Annotated in this window: 14 protein-coding genes; 9 read left to right on the top strand and 5 right to left on the bottom strand. The window is 65.7% G+C overall.

Going from position 1 to position 16,072, the window contains the following annotated elements:
* The first annotated feature begins 92 nt into the window (after positions 1 to 92).
* The 4 genes from C487_RS00645 (at position 93) to C487_RS00660 (ending at position 5,702) form a co-directional block, all read left to right on the top strand.
* Entirely contained in the window at positions 93 to 1,154 is a 1,062-nt protein-coding gene (locus tag C487_RS00645) for a CapA family protein (RefSeq protein WP_006183718.1), read from the top strand.
* Positions 1,155 to 1,354: 200 nt separating this feature from the next.
* Positions 1,355 to 2,080: a UMP kinase gene (gene pyrH, locus C487_RS00650; protein ID WP_006183719.1), complete on the top strand. Its 726-nt coding sequence runs from the start codon at positions 1,355 to 1,357 to the stop codon at positions 2,078 to 2,080.
* Positions 2,077 to 3,792 carry a lysine--tRNA ligase gene (lysS, locus tag C487_RS00655; protein ID WP_006183720.1) on the top strand — a complete coding sequence of 572 codons (1,716 nt, stop codon included), beginning with the start codon at positions 2,077 to 2,079 and terminating at the stop codon, positions 3,790 to 3,792. The genes pyrH and lysS overlap by 4 nt, the downstream gene beginning before the upstream one ends.
* 65 nt (positions 3,793 to 3,857) lie before the next feature.
* Complete coding sequence (locus C487_RS00660) at positions 3,858 to 5,702, top strand: site-2 protease family protein (protein WP_006183721.1); 1,845 nt, start codon at positions 3,858 to 3,860, stop codon at positions 5,700 to 5,702.
* A 19-nt stretch (positions 5,703 to 5,721) separates the two neighbouring features.
* Here C487_RS00660 and C487_RS00665 read toward each other — a convergent pair whose 3' ends face one another.
* The gene (locus C487_RS00665; protein WP_006183722.1) at positions 5,722 to 6,249 is read right to left on the bottom strand and encodes a PadR family transcriptional regulator; all 528 of its coding nucleotides are present in this window, start codon (positions 6,247 to 6,249) and stop codon (positions 5,722 to 5,724) included.
* Positions 6,250 to 6,419: 170 nt separating this feature from the next.
* Here C487_RS00665 and C487_RS00670 point away from each other — a divergent pair, with 170 nt between their 5' ends.
* Positions 6,420 to 7,907: a heme-binding protein gene (locus tag C487_RS00670; protein ID WP_006183723.1), complete on the top strand. Its 1,488-nt coding sequence runs from the start codon at positions 6,420 to 6,422 to the stop codon at positions 7,905 to 7,907.
* A 99-nt stretch (positions 7,908 to 8,006) separates the two neighbouring features.
* Positions 8,007 to 9,338, top strand: a complete 1,332-nt coding sequence (locus C487_RS00675) for a dicarboxylate/amino acid:cation symporter (RefSeq protein WP_006183724.1) — start codon at positions 8,007 to 8,009, stop codon at positions 9,336 to 9,338.
* A 19-nt stretch (positions 9,339 to 9,357) separates the two neighbouring features.
* On the opposite strand, the gene C487_RS00680 is transcribed toward C487_RS00675, so the two are convergent.
* From C487_RS00680 to C487_RS00690, 3 genes are all read right to left on the bottom strand, one after another.
* Positions 9,358 to 9,546, bottom strand: coding sequence for a hypothetical protein (locus tag C487_RS00680; protein ID WP_006183725.1), 189 nt, complete (start codon positions 9,544 to 9,546; stop codon positions 9,358 to 9,360).
* A 285-nt stretch (positions 9,547 to 9,831) separates the two neighbouring features.
* Positions 9,832 to 10,215: a DUF5611 family protein gene (locus C487_RS00685; protein WP_006183726.1), complete on the bottom strand. Its 384-nt coding sequence runs from the start codon at positions 10,213 to 10,215 to the stop codon at positions 9,832 to 9,834.
* Between the two features lie 207 nt (positions 10,216 to 10,422).
* Complete coding sequence (locus tag C487_RS00690; RefSeq protein WP_006183727.1) at positions 10,423 to 11,502, bottom strand: DUF7093 family protein; 1,080 nt, start codon at positions 11,500 to 11,502, stop codon at positions 10,423 to 10,425.
* A 213-nt stretch (positions 11,503 to 11,715) separates the two neighbouring features.
* On the opposite strand from C487_RS00690, the gene C487_RS00695 reads away from it, so the two are divergent.
* A complete protein-coding gene (locus tag C487_RS00695) occupies positions 11,716 to 12,012 on the top strand; it encodes a DUF6432 family protein (RefSeq protein WP_006183728.1) in 297 nt (98 codons plus the stop codon).
* Between the two features lie 39 nt (positions 12,013 to 12,051).
* Positions 12,052 to 13,143, top strand: coding sequence for a CAF17-like 4Fe-4S cluster assembly/insertion protein YgfZ (gene ygfZ, locus C487_RS00700; protein WP_006183729.1), 1,092 nt, complete (start codon positions 12,052 to 12,054; stop codon positions 13,141 to 13,143).
* 51 nt (positions 13,144 to 13,194) lie between these two features.
* Here ygfZ and C487_RS00705 read toward each other — a convergent pair whose 3' ends face one another.
* The gene (locus C487_RS00705; RefSeq protein WP_049907750.1) at positions 13,195 to 14,010 is read right to left on the bottom strand and encodes a TrmB family transcriptional regulator; all 816 of its coding nucleotides are present in this window, start codon (positions 14,008 to 14,010) and stop codon (positions 13,195 to 13,197) included.
* Between the two features lie 672 nt (positions 14,011 to 14,682).
* On the opposite strand from C487_RS00705, the gene C487_RS00710 reads away from it, so the two are divergent.
* Positions 14,683 to 15,654 carry a deoxyhypusine synthase gene (locus C487_RS00710; RefSeq protein ID WP_049907751.1) on the top strand — a complete coding sequence of 324 codons (972 nt, stop codon included), beginning with the start codon at positions 14,683 to 14,685 and terminating at the stop codon, positions 15,652 to 15,654.
* Positions 15,655 to 16,072 lie beyond the last annotated feature (418 nt).

Raw genomic sequence — 16,072 nt, forward strand, 5'->3', positions numbered from 1 at the left:
GGTCCGGTCGGACTTTGTAGCTGTCGCCGGGCAAGCACCGCGATCGGCGATCGTGACCCGGAGTTTTGCAGTTGGATGGTGACCGTTCGCATATGCCCCTCCGCATTGGCTTCACGGGCGACGTGATGCTCGGGCGGCTCGTCGACGCCCGTCAGCGTGACCGGCCGGTCGACGCCGTCTGGGGGACCGTCCTCGAGCGCCTTCGCGAACTGGACGGGCTCGTGATCAACCTCGAGTGCGTGCTCTCGACCCGCGGACGGCAGTGGCAACGTACGTACCGGCCGTTTCACTTCCGAGCCGACCCCGACTGGGCGATCCCCGCCCTCGAGCGCGCCGGCGTCGATATCTGTGCGCTGGCGAACAACCACGTGCTCGACTACGAGGAAGTGGCGCTACGGGACACGGTCGACGCGCTCGACGACGCCGGGATCGCCCACGCGGGTGCGGGAGCGACGATCGACGAGGCGCTCGCACCGGCGGTGCGGACGATCGGTGGAACGGCCGCTGCCGGTGATCCCGCGGCCGGGGAGTCGGACGCGGCACCGGCGGCGGGAGACGACGGTCTCGACATCGCGCTCGTTTCGCTGACGGACAACACGCCGGAGTACGCGGCCGATGACGCCTCGCCGGGGACGGCCCGGATCGAAATCGATACCGATGACCCGGCCACGCGACGGCGCGTTCGCGAGGCGCTCGAGCGCGCCAGCGAGACGAATCCGGACCTGCTGGTCGCCTCGCTGCACTGGGGGCCGAACATGGTCACCGAGCCGCCGGCGTCGTTCCGGGATTTCGGCCGCTGGCTGGTCGACAACGGCGTCGACGCGATTCACGGCCACAGTGCCCACGTCGTTCAGGGGATCGAACACCACGACGGGAGTCCGATCATCTACGACGCGGGCGACTTCGTCGACGATTACCGGGTCGACGAGGCGGTGCACAACGACCGGAGCTTCCTGTTCGTCCTCGCGGTGACGCCAGAGGGCCGACCGGTCGACCTCCGATTGCAGCCGACCGTCATCGACGGCTGTGCGGTTCACGAGGCCGGTCCGGAGGCCGCCGCGTGGGCCCGCGAGCGGATGCGAACGCTATCGGCTCCGTTCGGGACCGAGTTCCACCAGGACGGTGACGCACTGGTCCTGTCGCTCGAGGAATGAGACGGGCTGTTGTGCCGAGCGACCGGCAACTCCACGCGCCGCCCGTCGGATCGCCGGCACGGACTGACAGCGATTCATCCGAGAGCGGTCCCCGTTTCGCGGGGCCGGGCGTCGAGTCGGTCGCGCTCGAGAGGGATGTCACCACGCCGTCCGGGCAGTTGACAACCCTTAAGATAGCAACTCCGCTACACCGGGGTAGTATGAAAGTGGTCGTCTCTATCGGCGGAAGCGTCCTCGTGCCCGAGCCCGGCGCGGACCGGGTAGCCGAGCACGCGGCCGTCATCGAAGACCTCATTTCGGAGGGGTGTCGAATCGGTGCCGTCGTCGGGGGCGGCGGCGTCGCCCGCGAGTACATCGGGGCCGCTCGAGACCTCGGGGCAAACGAGATCGAACTCGATCAGCTGGGTATCGATGTCACGCGACTCAACGCACGGCTGCTCATCGCCGCGCTGAGCGAGGAGTCCGTCACCGCGCCGGCGCTGGATTACGAGGAGGCCAGCGAGGCGCTTCGGCGGGACGACATCTGTATCATGGGTGGCGTCGCGCCGGCCCAGACGACCGACGCGGTCGGGGCCGCCCTGGCGGAGTACATCGACGCCGACCTCCTGATCTACGCGACGAGCGTTCCCGGCGTCTACAGCGCCGATCCGAACAAGGACGCCGACGCAACCAAACACGACCGCCTCTCCGCGACGGCCCTGGTCGACGCCATCGCCGGCCTCGAGATGAACGCCGGCGCCTCGGCACCCGTCGACCTGCTGGCGGCCAAGATCATCGAACGCTCGGGAATGCGGACGATCGTCCTCGACGGCACCGATCCCGACCGGATCGCCCGCGCCGTTCGTCACGGGGATCACGAGGGGACCGACATCGTCCCCGACGGTGCCGGCGCGGAACCGACCTACTGGGCGAGCGACGAACGATGAGTGGCGACGGCGATGCCGACGCGGAAACGGAACCCGTCGCGGAATCGGACGCGATCAGCCCCTACACCCTCCAGCGCGAGGAAGCGAGCGAAACGCGACACGCGTTCTGGGCGGATACCGTCGCGGACCGGATCGAAACTCGAGAGCCGGACGAGCCGATCGTCGTCAAGGGCGGCATCTCGCCGTCGGGCGTTCCCCATCTGGGCAACGTCAACGAGATTATGCGCGGTTACTTCGTCGCCGAAGTGCTTCGGGATCGGGGCTACGAGGTCCGGCAGGTCTTCACCGCCGACGACCGCGACCCCCTCCGGAAGCTCCCGCGAACCCTCTGTGACCTCGAGGGGAACCTGGTCGATCTCGGCGAGGTCGACGCCGGCGCGCTCGGTCGCAACCTCGGCGCGCCCTACACCGACATCCCGGACCCGTTCGGTTGCTGCGATTCTTACGGCGACCACTTCTCGACGATCATTCAGGACAGCGCCGACGCGATCGGCGCGCAGATCGACCTCGTCTCGAACACGGACCTGTACGAGTCCGGCGAGTTCGAGGCCGTGACCCGCTTCGTCCTCGAGCATCGGGATCGCGCACGCGACGTGCTCTCGCAGTATCAGGACAAGGTCGATGCGAACGCCGACTACGTCCCGTTCAACCCGATCTGCGAGGAGTGTGGCAAGCTCACCGAGACGGTAACGAGCGTCGATCTCGATGCGGGAGCGGCCGGCACCGTCGACTACCGCTGTACCGACATGGACGCCGGCGATCGGACCATCGATGGCTGTGGCCACGAGGGCACCGCCACGCTGCGCGAGGGGAAACTCCCCTGGCGCTTCGAGTGGCCCGCCCAGTGGCAGCTGCTGGGCGTCGATTTCGAACCCTTCGGGAAGGACCACGCCGAAGGCTCGTGGCCCAGCGGCCAGGACGTCGCGCGAACCGTCCTCGAGATCGAGCCGCCGGTGCCGATGGTCTACGAGTGGTTCACCCTCGACGGCGAGCCCTTCTCCTCCTCCGAAGGAAACGTCATCCTCGTCTCGGACGTACTCGAGTTGCTCGAGCCCGACGTGCTGCGCTACTTCTTCGCGAAGGACCCCGCGAAGGCCCGGGACTTCAGCATCGAGCGCCTCGACCAGTTGGTCGACGAGTTCGACCGGCTCGAGGCGACCTACTTCGGCGAAATCGATGCCAGCGAGGACGAACAGGCCTTCGCCGATCGCGTCTACCCCTTCGTGGTCGAGGAGCCACGCGAAGAGCGGATTCGGCTTCCCTACACCTTCGCCGCGGTACTCGGGATGACCGACGATCCCGACCTGCGCGAGGAAATTGCGCGCCGCGAGGGCCACATCCCAGACGACGCGCCCGAGTGGGCCGTGGCGGACGCGCTCGAGCGGGTCGAGCAGGCCCGCAACTGGGCGCGCCGGACGGGCAACGAGTTCGATTACGAGCTCAAGCGAACCGAGATTCCGGCGCACGACTTCGACGCGGAGACCGAAGCCGCGCTCGCGGACCTGGCCGACTTCATCGAGGCGGGTCACGACCCCGAGGAGATTCAGGGCGAGATCTACGAGGCCGCAAAGCGCCACGACATCGACACTGGCGACTTCTTCGCGGCGGGCTACCGGCTGTTCTTCGACGAAGAGCAGGGGCCGAAGCTCGGCCCGTTCCTCGCGAAGGTCGATCGCGCGTTCGTCGTCGGACGATTGCGCCGGGAGCGGTGAGCGGGCTCGAACGGCCGCCCGGATAGACAAAAGTCATTTGAGAACCCCGCCCGGAGATAGTATCGATGGACCACGGCTCTCTCGCTGTCGTCTCGCCGCCTGCAATCTACGGTTCGGAACTCCTGACGTGGGTTCTGATCGGTCTTCTGCTCTACTGGATCGCGGTCATCGGCCTCCGAAACGGTGGGTATCTCCCGGACTACATCGGGACCCAAGGGCCGATCCTCACGTTCCACACGAAACGCGGGCGGGTGCTTCTGGACCGGCTCGCGCGACCGAAGCGTTTCTGGCGGGCGTGGTCGAACTTCGGCGTCGGAATCGCGCTCGTCGTGATGATCAGCATGTTCGCCGTTCTGATTCGCGTGGCGGTGATCGCGCTCTCATCGCCGCAGTCGGCGAGTTCCCCCGCCAGACAGCCACACAACGTGCTCGTCATTCCCGGTGTCAACGACTTTCTGCCGTTGTCGGCGACGCCCGGCATCGTCTTCGGGCTGCTCGTCGGCCTCGTCGTCCACGAAGGGGGCCACGGGCTGCTCTGTCGCGTCGAGGACATCGATATCGACTCGATGGGCGTCGCGATGCTCGCGTTCCTCCCCATCGGCGCGTTCGTCGAACCCGATCAGGAGAGCAGCAAGTCCGCCTCGCGGGGTGGTCAGACCAGAATGTTCGCCGCCGGCGTCACGAACAACTTCGCGATCACGCTGCTGGCGTTCGCCCTCCTGTTCGGCCCCGTCGTCGGCGCGATCGGCATCGCGCCCGGAGCCGCCGTCGGCGGCGTCGCTCCCGACTCGCCCGCAGCCGACGCCGGGATCGAGCCGAACGACCGCATTACCGCGATCAACGGCACCGCAGTCGAGGGCAACGACGACCTCGCGACCCGACTCGAGGCCGTCGACAGCGAGCAGGTCGCCATCGAACTCAACGGCGAGCGGACGGTCCCCGTCGATCGGTCCCTGCTCGTGTCCACCGCGATGGAAAACGGCCCGACGGGACTCTCCGTCGGCGACAAGATCCGCGCGGTCGACGGCCGGACCGTCGCGACCGAACGCGGCTTCTACGACGCCGTCGGCGACAGCGAGCGGGTCACGCTGACGATCGAACCCGCAGACGATACGACCGACGACCGGATCGAGCGCGAGGTAACCGTCGGTGCGGCGGTCTCGGTCGCCGCTGACGGCCCCCTCGAGCGCGAGGCCGGCCCGACCGACGAGACCATGGTGATCACCCGCTTCGACGGCGAACGGGTACAGAACTACGGTGAGCTCGCCGCCCTGCTCGAGGACAGCGAGCCCGACCAACGGGTCGCGGTCGCGGGCTACGTCGGCGACGAACGCGAGACGTACACCGTCACGCTCGACGAGCACCCGCGGGAGAACAGCGGGTTCCTCGGCATTCAGCCCGTGCCGGGCATGTCCGGCGTCGCGGTGAACGACATCGGCGTCCAACTCTACCCCGCGGACGAGTATCTGGGGCTGCTCGGGGGCGACGGCGAGACGCGATTCGGCCCGATTACCGAGAGCTTCCTCGGGAAGATCGGTGTCGCGCTGATGCTGCCGGTCATCGGCGTCAGCGGCGCGATGCCGTTCAATTTCGCCGGCTTCACCGGCGGGGTACAGAACTTCTACCAGGCCCAGGGGATGCTCGGTGCGTTCGGCGACGGGACCGTCTTCCTCCTCGCGAACCTGCTGTTCTGGACCGGCTGGATCAACGTCCAACTGGGCTTTTTCAACTGTATTCCGGCGTTCCCGCTCGACGGCGGGCACATCCTTCGGACGAGTACCGAAGCGATCGTCTCCCGACTCCCTGTCGACGCAACCCGCGGGATGGTCCGGACGGTGACGACGGCGATCGGAGTGACGATGCTCGTGAGCTTCATCCTCCTGTTGTTCGGCCCGCAACTGCTGGGGTGAGAAACGATCTCGGCGGCGTCTACGAGTCGTCGGGATCGAGCCCGTGGCGATCGGAGAACTCCTCGTGGGTCTCCTCGATGCGCTCGAACTCGGTATCGAAGTAGTGTTCGTAGTGGCGGGCGACCTGCTCGACGACCCAGCGGCTGAACTCCTCGTCGAAGCACCACTCACACTCTTTCTCCGGAATGTCGAACCGGTCGTCCGTCGAGAACGCCGCGTAGACGTGGAAAAAGCCGAGGATGACGTCGGCGAAGTCTCGAGCCTTTTCCGGCCCGCTCTCGCGGCGGTCCTCGAGTTCCGCAATCCCGTCGTCGGTGAGTTCGAAGTATTTTCGGTCCGGTTCGTCTTTGCGTTCGATACGCTCGGCCCATCCCTTCTCCTCGAATTTATAGAGGATCGGGTACACCGAGCCGTAGGACGGTTCCCAGTGACCGCCGCTGAGATCCCGGATCTCCTTGAGGATCTCGTAGCCGTATCGCGGCTTCTCCTCGAGGAGTTCGAGGACGATATAGGCGATGAGTCCTTTCGGCGGCCCACTCTTCCGCATATGGCTGGTCAGTTATACGGATAGCGCTAAAGGGTTTCGGTCACGTCCGCACGCGACGGGTCCGACCCGCGACGGGAGCCGGGCGCTCCGGGCACGGAACCGAGTCCGTCGATGGACGGGAGCGGGGCGAAACCCGGCCCTTCTTGGCGTCTCCGTCCCAACTCGCATCCATGGAACGACGACGACCGCCACAGACCGAAGAGGGTTGGTACGTCCTGCACGACTTCCGGTCGATCGACTGGGACGCCTGGCGAAACGCGCCCGAGCGGCGCCGTTCGCAGGCGATCGACGACGGCATCGACTATCTGACCGCCTGTGAGGCCGTCGACGACGCGGAGGCCGGTGACTCGGCTACGTTCTCGGTGCTCGGTCACAAGGCCGACCTGCTCGTCCTCCACCTGCGGCCGACGCTCGCCGATATCGATACGCTCGAGCGCCGGTTCGAGCACACCGCGCTCGCCGAGTTCACCGAGCGGGCCGACTCCTACCTTTCGGTGACGGAGGTCTCCGGGTATATGTCCGAGGACTACTTCGACGAGGACAGCGAGGTCGAGGATGCCGGCCTCGAGCGCTACATCGAGTCGCGGCTCAAACCCGAGATTCCCGACAGCGACTTCCTGAGTTTCTATCCGATGAGCAAGCGCCGCGGCCCCGACCACAACTGGTACGAACTCCCCTTCGACGAGCGGGCCGACTACCTCGCGAACCACGGCAAAATCGGCAAGGACTACGCCGGCCGCGTCACGCAGATCATCTCCGGCAGCGTCGGCCTCGACGACTTCGAGTGGGGCGTGACGCTGTTCGGCGACGATCCGACGGACGTGAAGGAACTGCTCTACGAGATGCGCTTTGACCCCTCGAGTTCCCGCTTCGCCGAGTTCGGTCGGTTCCTCTCGGCCCGCCGGTTCCCGCCCGCGGACCTCGCGACCTTCCTCGCCGGCGAACGCGTTCCGACCGAGGGTGACGGGCCCCATCACCACGCTGACGGCGACGCCGCGGGACACCACGGCGGGTCCGGCGGCCATCACCACGGCGACGACTCGGCGTCGGGCCACGGCGACGAGAGCGGAGACATCCGCGACGAACTCGAGGACGAGGGCATCTACGCGGGCCAGCCCCACGGCGAGGATGTCCACGCGGTCGTCCTTTACTCGGCGGCCGACCCCGACGACCTGTTCGAGGAGGTTGACGGCTACCGGGAGAACTTCGATCACTACGATACCCACGTGAAGACGGCGGTCTACGAGGCCCAAGACGCGGACAGCGAAACCGCCGTCGTCAGCCTCTGGGAGACCGATCGGGCTGCGAACACGGCCGCCGGATTCCTCGCCGAGTTACCCGATGTCGTCCGACAGGCCGGTGACGACGAGGACGACTCGTGGGGGACGATGGGGATGTTCTATACGGTCAAGCCGGAGCATCGCAGCGACTTCGTCGGGACCTTCGACGATGTCGGCGGCGTCCTCGCCGATATGGACGGCCACCGCAAGACCGACCTGCTGGTCAACCGTGAGGACGAGAACGACATGTTCATCGCCAGCCGATGGGACTCCCGGGAGGATGCCATGGCGTTCTTCCGGAGCGACGCCTTCTCGGAGACCGTCGAGTTCGGCCGGGACGTCCTCGCTGACCGACCGCGACACGTCTTCCTGGCTTGAACACCAGCCCCATCTCCGCCACGACGCGGCCGTCATAGGAGCGGGCCAGTCTCACCGGTACCGACACGGGTTGATCGGTCCCGTTCATAGGGCGGGTCGATGAGTCCGACGCAGGAGTCGTTGCCGCGACGAACCTGGAGCCAGTATCGCTCGATTCCGATCATCTACCGTATCGCGGTCGCGTTCGTCCTCGGGACCACACTCGGGGCCATCGCCGGGGAACGCGCCAGCGTTCTCAGCCCGCTTGGTGATCTCTTCCTGCGGTTGCTCGAGATGCTGATCATCCCGCTGATCGTCTTTACGCTGCTCGGTGGGATGCGCAAGCTGACGCCGTCGAAACTCGGCAAAGTCGGCGGGCTGACGGTCTTGCTCTACGCCGCGACGACGACGATCGCGGCCCTGATCGGCCTCGCAGTCGCGAATCTGTTCGATCCCGGCACGGCCGTGGAGTTCACCGGTGGCGAGGCCCAGCAGGCCGAACCGCCGACGGTCTCCGAGGTCGTCCTCGGTATCGTCCCCGAGAACCCGTTGGCCGCGATGGTCAACGGCGAGATCCTCGCGACGATCTTCGTCGTCATCGTCTTCGGGTTGGCGCTGACGATCGTCCGCGAGTCGACGACCGAGGAGCCGATCGAAGACGCGATCGACGGCTTCTTCGCGTTCATCGACGCCGGCACGCAGGCGTTATTCAAAGTCGTCTGGGGCGTCATGGAGTACGGCGTCATCGGCGTCTTCGCGCTCATGGCCGCCGCGATCGGGACCGAGGGACTGGGCGCGATCGTCCAACTGGGCGCACTCGTCGGGGTCATCACGATCGGAATCGTGATCCACATGACCGTCACCTACCTCGGCGTGATGACGGTCGGTATCCTCGGCCAGTCGCCGCTTGCGTTTCTCAACGGTGCGAAAGACGCGATGGTGACGGCCTTTACGATCCGCTCCTCGAGCGGCACGCTACCGGTGACGATCACCGACGCCGAAACGAACCTGCGGATCGACGAATCGGTCTACGGCTTCGGCCTCCCGCTCGGGGCGACGATCAACATGGACGGGGCGGCGATCAGACAGGCCGTGACGGTGGTATTTGCCGCTAACATGGTCGGAGTCTCCCTCGGCCTGGGCGATCAGGTGCTCGTTCTCGCGACCGTGATCCTGATCAGTATCGGCACCGCCGGTGTCCCCGGTGCGGGGCTGATCATGCTCACCGTCATCCTGAACGCCGTGGGCTTGCCCCTCGAGATCGTCGGCTTCGTCGCGGGCGTCGACCCGATCCTCGGCCGGATCGCGACGACGAACAACGTAACCGGCGACCTCGCCGTCGCCTCCGTCGTCGGCAAGTGCACCGACGGGATCGACCTCACGGAGGGCGTCTGGGCCGACGGCTCCCGTTCGAGCAGCGAGGGCGGGGAACGGGCCACAGCCGGCGACTGAACGCAGGTCGCCGGTCGTCTCAGTGCGTGTCCGAACCGCTTGTCCCGTCGTAGAAAACGTAGGCGGCGATCCCGGCCAATCCGAACGCGAGCGTCACGAACGGCCACGGGCCGGCATCGCGATCGGTCAGCGACGCGTGTGCGGTCACGACGATCGCAAACCCGACGTGGGCGGCGAGCGTGGCGGCGACAAACGCCTGTGGGTCCATGACTCGAGGGTTCGACGCGGCGATAAAAGCCGTTACGAACGCGGGTGGAAACCGCTCCGGCCGGGAAGGCGGGTCACCGCACTCGCGGTGAGTCGCCTGACTCGGGGAAGGGCAGGCGTGTCACCGATACCAACCGCGAGTGAGCGAAGCGAACGAGCGGGCCGACGACCGACCCACCGAGGGAGAGTGCGTTTGATCGACCTGTTGCCGAAGGACGGCAGACGGCACGCTGGCGGCAGCGGTGCTGCTGCCAGCGTGAGAGACCGAAGAACAAAACGTCGATGTCTAGAAGTCGTGATCCGGGTCGTCCTCGACTTTGCGCTTCATCGACTCGCGACGGGATTTGGCGTCGCGGCCGGTCGCCTCGAGCAGGAAATCGTTTTTCGCGTCGACGGCATCGCCGGCGGCCTCGAGTTCGTCGGGGCCGAGTTCGGTGGGATCGCGCTCGTGGAACTCGACGCCGAGTTTGTCCTTCTTGCCGGAGTATTCGACGGTCCCGGCGATGATCTTCTCGAAGACCGGATTGGCCGGCTCGCCGATGACGTACAGGTCGCTTCCCTTGTACTCCTCGGTATCCGTGATCGAGCCGAAGTAGTCCTCGATCGTGGCTTCCATATCCGGAATTCGTTCCTCGAGATATTCACCGCGACGCATCTTGTACTCCTTCATGGCTCGAAGAAACACGGCGGAGTGTTTACCTCTTTTCATAGCCGACGTTTCGCGCGTCTGATGCGTTCTCGAACCCGGAGACCGCCGATACCGATCGCTATCGGTCGGGAACCGATCGGCAGGGTGTGGGGTATCGGTGAGCGCTCGCGGGACCGCGGCAGCCGACGCGGGAACGCGGGGATCGCCGATCACGTCCGACTGACGCTTCTATCGTCGCTCGCGCTCGCTGAGGTACCCCTTCCGACAGTCGGGGCAGATGTCGCCGGTGCGAAGCGATTCCCGATCGCCAGCGGAGACGTAGTCACACCGCGGGCAGTAGAGTTCGGTCGGCACGTCGTCGGACGCGCCGTCGCTTTCGGCGGGCGTCGGCGCGGACGCGGCGCGCTCGATTCCGGTTCCCGGATCGGGATCGGGATCGGGCGCGGGCTCGGCGTCGCCTCGGACGTCCGTCGGCGGGTCCGCAGTCACCGACCGGGCATCGGCCGCAGCCGCAGCCGCACCGTCGGGCCCGGTCTCGCCGCCTGCCTGGGCACCTCCGACGGGGTCTTCGGTGTCGAGGAGGACGGCATCATCGTCGATCTCGTCGGGATCGAGGGCGTCAGTGTCGGACGCCGTCTCGCCGTCGACCGGGTCGTCCGGCCAGTTGGTCGGATCGGATTCGCCATCGACCGGCGGGCCGACGTCGTCCGAATCGGGCCACTCGCCGTGGTCGCGGTCCCGATCCCGTTCCGTCGCGGGCTCGTCCTCGAGGATTTCGCCGTCGTCAGTGACCGGATCGCCGTGCTCGTCGGTGGGCAGGTCGATCTCGGCCGTGTCGTCGTCGGTCTCGAGACCGCCGGCCGCCGCTTCCGGGGTCGGCTCGGACGGATCGGCTGTCGGGCTCGCGGACGGCTCCGCCACCGGTGTTCCCGTCTCGAGCGCGTCCGATCCGTCGTCGTCGGCGTCGATGAGCTCGGCGTCGTCGCCGTCGGTCGACGCGACCGCATCCTCCGCGGCGGCGACTTCGGGGTCCGAGGCCGACGTCGCATCGGGCGCATCCGTCGCGTCGGGCTCGAGTGGTGGTTCGGGCGGTTCGGTATCGGGCTCGTCGGGGACCGAGTCGGCGTCCGTTCCGGCGAAGAGGCTGGTCACTTCGGTGTTTTCGCTGATGACGTTGCGATCACCACAGCGGGCACACTCCTCGTACTCCTGGACGGTTACGACGACCTCGCTGCCCCGTTCTTCGCGCTCGCGTTCGACTTCGGAGTCCCCGTAGTCGTGTCCGAGCAACGAACATCGAAGGGCCATTGTCCCACCGTACCCAGTCATACCATAAAAAACGTGTTGCATGATGGACTGTCACGACGACCGAACGGTGGCGACGCGTTTCGTCGGGATGTCTCACCGGGTCGGATCGGGCCGGGCATTCTCCGCCAGCCTGCGTCGGTGTTCGCGACGCCGGTGCTCTGGAACCGGCGGAACGACAAACGTCAAATCCCAGGTGGTCGAATACACACATAGATGAGAGCAAAGCGGGAGTACCGGAACCGGGAACGGACGGAGGTGGCGGTACTCGACGCGCTGGTCGATCGCGCCGACGACGGAATGTCCGTCTTCGAGCTCCGCGCGGCCGTCGAAGTCGACATCGACGAACTCGAGGACGCCCTCTCGACGCTCAAGCAGGACGACCTGATCGTCGTCGACTCGGGGTCGGAGACGGTGATCAAGCCCGCCGAACGCGTGGTTCCCGAGACGCCGGCCGAGGGGGACGGGGAGCAATCGATCGGCGACTGGCTCCGCGAGCGGTTGCCCTTTTGAATCGAAACGCCTGATACGCTCAGGCCCCAGGGAATACGCATGAGCGTCATCGAGTCGATCCACGAGGACCACGGGGCTACGTTCGGCGAGCGCGCCGATCGGCGGGTCGTCGAACACTACGGACGGCCGGCGCGCACCCATCGGGCGGTACGCAACGGCGTCGGCCTGCTCGAGCAGGCCTACGGCGTGATCGTCGTGACGGGCGACGACCGCGTCGAGTACGTCGATAACGTCGTCTCGAACCGCGTCCCGACGACGGACGGGCAGGGCTGTTACGCGCTCGTCCTCGATCCCCAGGGCGGGATCGACGTGGAACTCTACATCTACAACGCTGGCGAGCGACTCTTGCTTTTCACCCAGCCCGAAACCGCCGCCCCCCTCGCCGAGGAGTGGTCGGAAAAGGTGTTCATTCAGGACGTGGAAATCCGCGTCGCGACCGACGACTACGCGGTTTTCGGCATTCACGGCCCGCAAGCGACGGAGAAGATAGCCAGCGTCCTCAACGGGGCCGGCTCGCCGGACGAGCGGTACTCGTTCGTCCGCGGAACGATGGGTGACGTGGGCGTCTCCGTCATCCGCACCGACGCGCTCACCGGCGAGGAGAGCTACGAAGTGATCTGTGCCGCCGCCGACGCCGCTGCCGTCCACGACACGCTGCTCAACCAGGGGTTGAACGCCGCTCCCTTCGGCTATCGGACCGTCGACAGCCTCGCGCTCGAGGCCGGATCGCCGCTCTTTCACACCGAACTCGAGGGGACGCTCCCGAACGTGCTCGGCCTCCGGAACGCGCTGGACTTCGAGAAGGGCTGTTACGTCGGGCAGGAGGTGGTGTCCCGCGTCGAGAACCGCGGCCAACCCAGCCGACGACTCGTCGGGCTCACCCTCGACGGCGAGGCCGTGCCCGAGTCCGGCGCGGCCGTCTTCGATGGCGACGCGTCGGTCGGCAACGTGACCCGCGCCGGCGAGAGCCCGCTGCTCGGCGACGTCATCGCGCTCGCGATCGTCGACTACGACCTCGAGAGCGACGAGCTGACGGTCCGAGTCGATGGCGCGGAGGTGACGGCGACGCGGACGGAACTGCCGTTCGTCGAGGGGTCCGATCGATCGGACCGGCTGCCCGCGTATCAGTAATCGGCCACACCGCGCGGTCGTTTGCTCCGCGCCGCGTCCGAGAGGGCGGCATCAGGCTCCCGGGTCTTTGATCCGCGGGAGGCCCGCCGTCACCAACCGGCGAAGCAACACCACGATCCCGTTTTCGAGACCGCGGGCGAAGACCGCTTGCTCTTTCGCGTCGCTACCGGCGGTGTTGGGGTAGTAGGAGCCGACCAGAAGCGTTTCGCGGTCGACGAGCAGGATGCGGCTGATCGCGACTTCGTCGTCGCGTTCGATTCCGGTGAGCCAGTCGAGGCCGGTCTCGAACACGTGCGTCGCGGAGAGTCGGTCCCCGAGCGTCTCCGTGACTGCATCCGTCTGGCCGCCCAGAACGAGCGAGATGTCCCGATCCGCCGCCGTCTGCAAGCCGTCGAACAGCGACTCGGACAGAATGTCCTCGTCGACGACGATGAGTGCAATCTCGGATTCGGCCTCGTCGATGAGTTCGATCGTCCGCGACTCGATCGCCTCGTGCCCGGTCAGCGACCAGACCTCCTGGACCTGGTCGTCCTCGTCGGTTTCTCGGACGTCCGTGTTCCTGAGATGCGTCTCGAGCGTCTCGATCCGGTTGTCGTACTTCTGCCGCAGCGTCTGTGTCGCCTCGTCGATGCTGACGGCGCGATACACCTGCGGGCTCGTGTGCTGTACTTCGACCAGCCCCTGGGACTCGAGGACGCGAATAGCGTCGTACACCCTGGTTCGCGGAACGTCGGAGATTTCGTGTATCTCCTTTGCAGTTCCGCTCGGAAGTTTGTTCAACGCGATAAAGCAGCGTGCTTCGTACTCCTGGAGCCCGAGGTCCTGCAACAGGCTAATCGCCTCTCTGGTAGTAGTATCCTCTGTCATGGCCCAACCACGAATTCGGATATCCGAACACGCAGAGTAGGGTGTGCGGATGGAAAAGCATTCGTGTCTTACTTTCCTGTCACAAGCANTGGTAGTAGTATCCTCTGTCATGGCCCAACCACGAATTCGGATATCCGAACACGCAGAGTAGGGTGTGCGGATGGAAAAGCATTCGTGTCTTACTTTCCTGTCACAAGCAGCCGCTTGAAACGCTCGCTCCGCTAAATCCCGTTCACTCAGATCGTCACACAAGCTACTTGGGGATCGGTTGGATATGAGTGAGTGGCGAGCCCTGTTTGGCCCAACCACGACGGGGCTCGTCCGTTTCGAGACCGGCGAGTGGGTTTGCTGCCGTCCAAAAACGAATCGCTGAGCTATAGCAACCGCTCGAACGGTCGTCGTCTCGCCGCCGAAGCAGTTCCAGGCTCGATCCGCTGTCCGCGTGACGGACACGATAGTCGCCACTGTCCCTCACGGTTCGGGGCGGATCGAGGGNGAGCTATAGCAACCGCTCGAACGGTCGTCGTCTCGCCGCCGAAGCAGTTCCAGGCTCGATCCGCTGTCCGCGTGACGGACACGATAGTCGCCACTGTCCCTCACGGTTCGGGGCGGATCGAGGGTCGTACGATCGATTCCGAGTACTTCAAACCCTTCGTCGCGTTATCCAGCGATATGGACAACGACGATTCGTACGATCACGTCGTTCCTGGGAGCGACGAGGAACTGAGTACCCCGGACGTTCGCGGCTACGACTTTCGCGGCGAGTTCGACTTCCGGGAGTTGCTCGATTCCTACGCCACGACCGGCTTTCAGGCGACGCAACTCGCGGAGGCCATCGATATCGCCGAACGCATGCAGGAGGAAGACGCTACGGTCTATCTCACGTGTACCTCGAACATCATCTCGTCCGGGCTCCGCGAGACCGTTGCGTATCTCGTACGGGAAGGGTACGTAGACGTTCTCATCACGACATCCGGCTCGCTCACTGAGGACGTGATCAAGACGGCGAAGCCGTTCAAGATGGGCGACTGGGATGCGGACGAGGCGGCCCTTCGGGAGCGTGGGATCAACCGACTCGGAAACCTCTTCGTCCCCTCCGATCGATACGTGTGGCTCNNNNATCTGTACGATTTCTTCGATGACTTCTTCGCGGAGCAGAAAATCCGGACGCCGACGGCGTTCGCGCGCGAATTAGGGGAAACGCTCGACGACGAGGATTCGGTGTTGAAGCAAGCGGCGGACAACGACGTGCCGGTATACTGTCCGGCGTTGACCGACGCCGAAGTCGGGAACTTCCTCTACTACTACCGTCAGGGGTACGATTCCGATGTCGGGATCGAGATCCTCGACGACTACGATTCCCTGATCGAAGACGGTCTGTTAGCGGAGACGACCGGCCTCATCGCCGTTGGTGGCGGAGTCCCAAAGCACCACGCGATCATGACGAACCTCTTCCGTGGCGGGGCCGACTACGTCGTCTATATTTCGACCGGGATGGAAGGAGACGGCTCACTGTCCGGTGCCCCGCCGAACGAGGCCGTCTCGTGGGGGAAGATCAAAGAAGAGCGGACGAATTATACACAGGTCGAAGCGGAAGCAACGCTCGTGTTCCCGCTTCTGGTGGCGGGCGCGTTTACGGCCTGAAATCACGATAGCACCGCTGATTCGCCGAAAAACGGCACAGAATCACATACGTCGGAGCGATCGAACTCGTTTTCGTCGTCGGATGCTCGTTCGTGGCTACCGACGCGGAACCGACCGCGCGACTCGAGGATCGGCGCGAGTCCCGCGCCGAGGTACGGGAGGACGCGGTGCTGACGCAGTACTCGAACCGAGCACCGCCGGAGAGTGTATAAAGCCGCCAGTGGGACAGGCCAACGGCTACCCGGTCGTCACCGCGAGGTGGAGTCGATATGCAACTCGAGCAGCCGTCCCGGGGCGCGTCGGGAGTCTGGAACGGCACGGTGCCGAACGCGATCGACGCGCGCGTACTCGGGGTGGTCGTCGTGACGGCCGGTCTCGCCGCCTCGATAAACGTCCCCTACGGCGGCCTGCCGATGGC

It is taken from the genome of Natrinema pallidum DSM 3751, from assembly GCF_000337615.1.
Taxonomy (GTDB): domain Archaea; phylum Halobacteriota; class Halobacteria; order Halobacteriales; family Natrialbaceae; genus Natrinema; species Natrinema pallidum.